Origin of the sequence: Micromonospora sp. AMSO12t, from assembly GCF_008806585.1 — a bacterium.
Lineage (GTDB): Bacteria > Actinomycetota > Actinomycetes > Mycobacteriales > Micromonosporaceae > Micromonospora > Micromonospora reichwaldensis.
In genome coordinates, this window is the sequence record NZ_WAAS01000417.1 from 1 (window position 1) to 3,642 (window position 3,642).

Genomic DNA, 3,642 nt, shown 5'->3' on the forward strand with positions numbered 1-3,642 from the left:
CAGTCAGCCCCCTCCGCCGATTTCCCCGGCGCCGCCGGTGGTGGCGTCGCCGTCATCGACGTGAGCGAGGCGACATTCCAGTCCGAGGTTCTCGAGCGTTCGCTCACCACACCGGTGATCGTGGACTTCTGGGCCGAGTGGTGCGAGCCGTGCAAGCAGCTGAGCCCCGTGCTGGAGCGGCTGGCCGCCGAGGGCGGCGGCGCCTGGGTGCTCGCCAAGGTCGACGTGGACGCCAACCCCCGGATCGCCCAGATGTTCCGGGTGCAGGGCATCCCGATGGTCTACGCGGTGGTCGGCGGCCAGCCGGTCGACGCCTTCTCCGGAGTGGTGCCCGAGGCGCAGCTGCGGCAGTGGATCCAGGCGGTGCTCAAGGCCGGTGGCGTGAGCGTCGCCGAGCCGGAGGACCCGCGCCTCGACGAGGCCGACGACGCCCTGATGAGCGGCGACCTCGACGCGGCCGAGCAGGCGTACCGCAAGATCCTCGCGGAGTCGCCCGCGGACGCCGCGGCGGAGGCGGGCCTCGCCCAGGTCGGGCTCGCCCGCCGGGTGGCCGGGGCCGACCCGGGCGCGGCGGTCGCCGCCGCCCAGGCGAACCCCGACGACGTCGAGGCCCAGCTCCTGGCCGCCGACATCGAGGTGCTCAGCGGTCAGGCCGAGGCGGCGTACGCCCGCCTGGTGGGCGTGGTCCGCCGCACCGCCGGTGAAGAGCGGGAGAAGGTACGCCAGCACCTGGTCAGCCTCTTCACGGTCGCTGGGCCGGAGGATCCCGCGGTCGCCGCGGCGCGCCGGGCCCTGGCCAGCGCCCTGTTCTGAGCACCACGCCCTGTTCGTGATCACGCCCTGCTTGTGAGTACGTAGCACGCCAGCGCGGGCCGGCGTTCCGGCCGGCCCGCCCGACACCTCGAGGACGGGAGCCCATGATGCGCCGGATCGCCGTCCTCGACGCGCCCAGCAACCTCGGCCTGCGCCCACCCACGTCCACCTCGGTCCCCGGCTGCGGCAAGGCCCCGGGCGCGCTACGCGACCAGGGGCTGCTCGCCCGGCTGCGGGCCCGCGACGCGGGCTGCCTCACCGCGCCCCGCTACGACCCCGGCGACTGGCGACCGGGTGACGGGGTCTGCCACGCCCGCGAGATCGCCGACTACTCGGTGGCGCTCGCGGAACGGATCGGCGCCATCATCGACCGCAGCGAGTTCCCGCTGGTGCTCGGCGGCGACTGCTCGATCCTGCTCGGTTCGGCACTGGCCATGCACCGGCTCGGCGAGGCGGTCGGCGGGCGCATCGGGCTGGTCTTCGTCGACGGCCACTCCGACTTCCGGCACCCCGGCAACGCCTCCTACGTGGGCGCGGCGGCCGGCGAGGACCTCGCGCTGGTCACCGGGCGGGGGCAGGCCGACCTGGCCGCCATCGAGGGGCGCCGGCCGTACTTCCGGGACATCGACGTGGTGGTGCTCGGCATCCGGGCGCAGGACGAGTACCGCCTCGACCTCCAGGCCGCCGGGATCACCACCCGGCCGGTGCCGGCGCTGCGCGCCGAGGGCGCCGCGCGTACGGCACAGTGGGCGCACGAGCAGCTCGCCGACTGCGCCGGCTACTGGGTGCACATCGACGTGGACGTGCTGGACCCGGCCGTGATGCCGGCGGTCGACGCCCCCGACCCGGGCGGGATCGCCTTCGCCGAGCTGGAGATCCTGCTCGCCGGCCTCGTCGACACCCCGCACTGCCTCGGCGTCGAGCTGACCGTCTTCGACCCCGACTACGACCCAGACGGCGCGTACGCGGCCGAGATCGTCAACACCGTGGTGGCCGGGCTGCGCCCGGTCTCGGCGCCGACGGCTTCGCCGCCCCGACTGCTGCCGGGCCCGTCGGCGTCCGCCGCGCCGACCGTGCCGTCGCCGTCTGCCGCCCCCGGCGTGCCGTCTTCCTCTGCCGCCCCCGGCGTGCCGTCTTCCTCTGCCGTGTCGGCTGGACCGTCTGCGGTGTCGGCTGGGCCGTCTGCGTTTGCCGCCCCTGCCACGCGCTCGGCGTCTGCTGGCTCGGTTGGGCCATCGGCGTCTGCGGATTCGGCCGGGCCGTCGGTGTCTGCCGGCTCGGTCGTGCCCTCCGCACGGCGGAGCAGCGGTCGACCCGAGGTGCCGATCATGCCTCCGTCGGCCTCCGCCCCGGCGCTCGTTTCCGCCCCCGTTCCACGCAGCGACGGCGACGACCGGCACCCGGGCGGCGCCGAGGAGCGTGCCGAGGGCGCTCCGCCAGCCCCGCTCCGGCCGCTCGGGCCGGTGGCCCCGGGTGGCGCAGCCTCCGACGGTGTCGCCGTGCCGGAACCCGTCGGCCCGCCCGCCTCCGCAGGCCCGGGCCTGCTGCGCCGGGCACCGCTCGCGGGCCTCGACCCGGGCGACCCGCCGCCCTCGCCCGAGGACGGCACCTCGCCATCCGCCGCCGGTATCGCCTGACCCCCTGTCGAACTGCCCCATCTGTGCGCCCACCTGCCGGGCCCGGTCGCGCCGGGACGGTTGATCGCACGTGCCCGGTGCAGGGCGAGGTGGGCGGCTGATCGCACGTGCCCAGGGCAGGGCGAGGTGGGCGCCTGATCGCATGTGCCCGGTTCAGGGCAAGGCGGGACGGCTGATCGCATGTGCCCGGTTCAGGGCAAAACGGGACGGCTGATCGCATGTGCCCGGTTCAGGGCAAAACGGGACGGATAGTCGTATGTGCCCGGTTCAGGGCGAGGCGGGGCGGCTGGTGGCACGTGCCCAGGGCAGGTCACGGCCGGGCGGCTGGTGGCACGTGCCCAAGACGATCGAGACGGGCCGGTCGAGGCAGGGCCGATTGCTCTAGGGCCGGCGCACCTGCCGGGTCCGGTCGCGGAGGCTGGTGGGACGCGAGGTGACGGGTGGAACACCAGGGGTGTCACCGAAGGTTTTTGACACCCATGGTGTTCCACCGGTGGATTGCCGGCGTGCGCCCGGCGGGCGTCGGCGCCTGCCCCGTCGGTAGGGGCAGCTCCACAGCGTCGCTCCGGTTGCGCGGGAACGCCCGCCATCCAGTGGTGATCAGGACGCCATGGACGTTAAAACCGCCCGGTAACGTCCATGGCGTCCTGATCACCAAAGCTCGCTTCCTGGCGGCAGGCAGGTGGGGCTCCCGGTGCGGCGACCGGCCCTTTGTGCGGCCGGCTCGGGCCGCCGAGGCTGCCGCAACTACACGTCGCCGTCGCCGACACGTGACGGACCACGCCGACCAGGACGTGGCCGCGTGAACCGCGAAGCGGCGGTGCCCACGGGTGCCCGACGCCGCCAGTCAACGCCACCGCCACCGCCATCGCCACCGCCACCGCCACCGGTGCCGAGACCGGTGTCGGTGAGGCTGGTCAGCGGGAGAGGGCGCGGAGGAAGCGCTCGGCGGCGGGGACGGCGGTGGCGGTGCTGGCTCCGCCCTTCTCGACGAAGACCGCGAACGCGACGTCGCCCTGCCAGCCGACGAACCAGGCGTGCGTGTGCGCCGGGTTGTCGTCGTACTCGGCGGTGCCCGTCTTGCCGTGCACCGGCGCGCCCGGTACGTCCCGCAGCGCGCTGCCGGAGCCGGCCGTGACCACCTCCCGCATCATCGCCCGGACCCCCTCGACCGACTCCGGCTTGAGCTGCG

The 3,642-nt window shown here is 74.8% G+C and carries 2 protein-coding genes and 1 pseudogene; 2 read left to right on the forward strand and 1 reads right to left on the reverse strand.

The window, feature by feature from the left end; genetic code table 11:
* On the forward strand, positions 1-813 hold an 813-nt coding region (locus F6X68_RS31525), incomplete at its 5' end, for a tetratricopeptide repeat protein (protein ID WP_151457659.1).
* Positions 814-917: 104 nt separating this feature from the next.
* A pseudogene (locus tag F6X68_RS31530) lies at positions 918-1,833 on the forward strand (arginase family protein); the annotation flags it as partial.
* A 1,534-nt stretch (positions 1,834-3,367) separates the two neighbouring features.
* Here the strand turns inward: F6X68_RS31530 and F6X68_RS31535 are convergent.
* The coding region (locus tag F6X68_RS31535; protein ID WP_255474813.1) for a penicillin-binding transpeptidase domain-containing protein at positions 3,368-3,642 on the reverse strand (275 nt) is incomplete at its 5' end.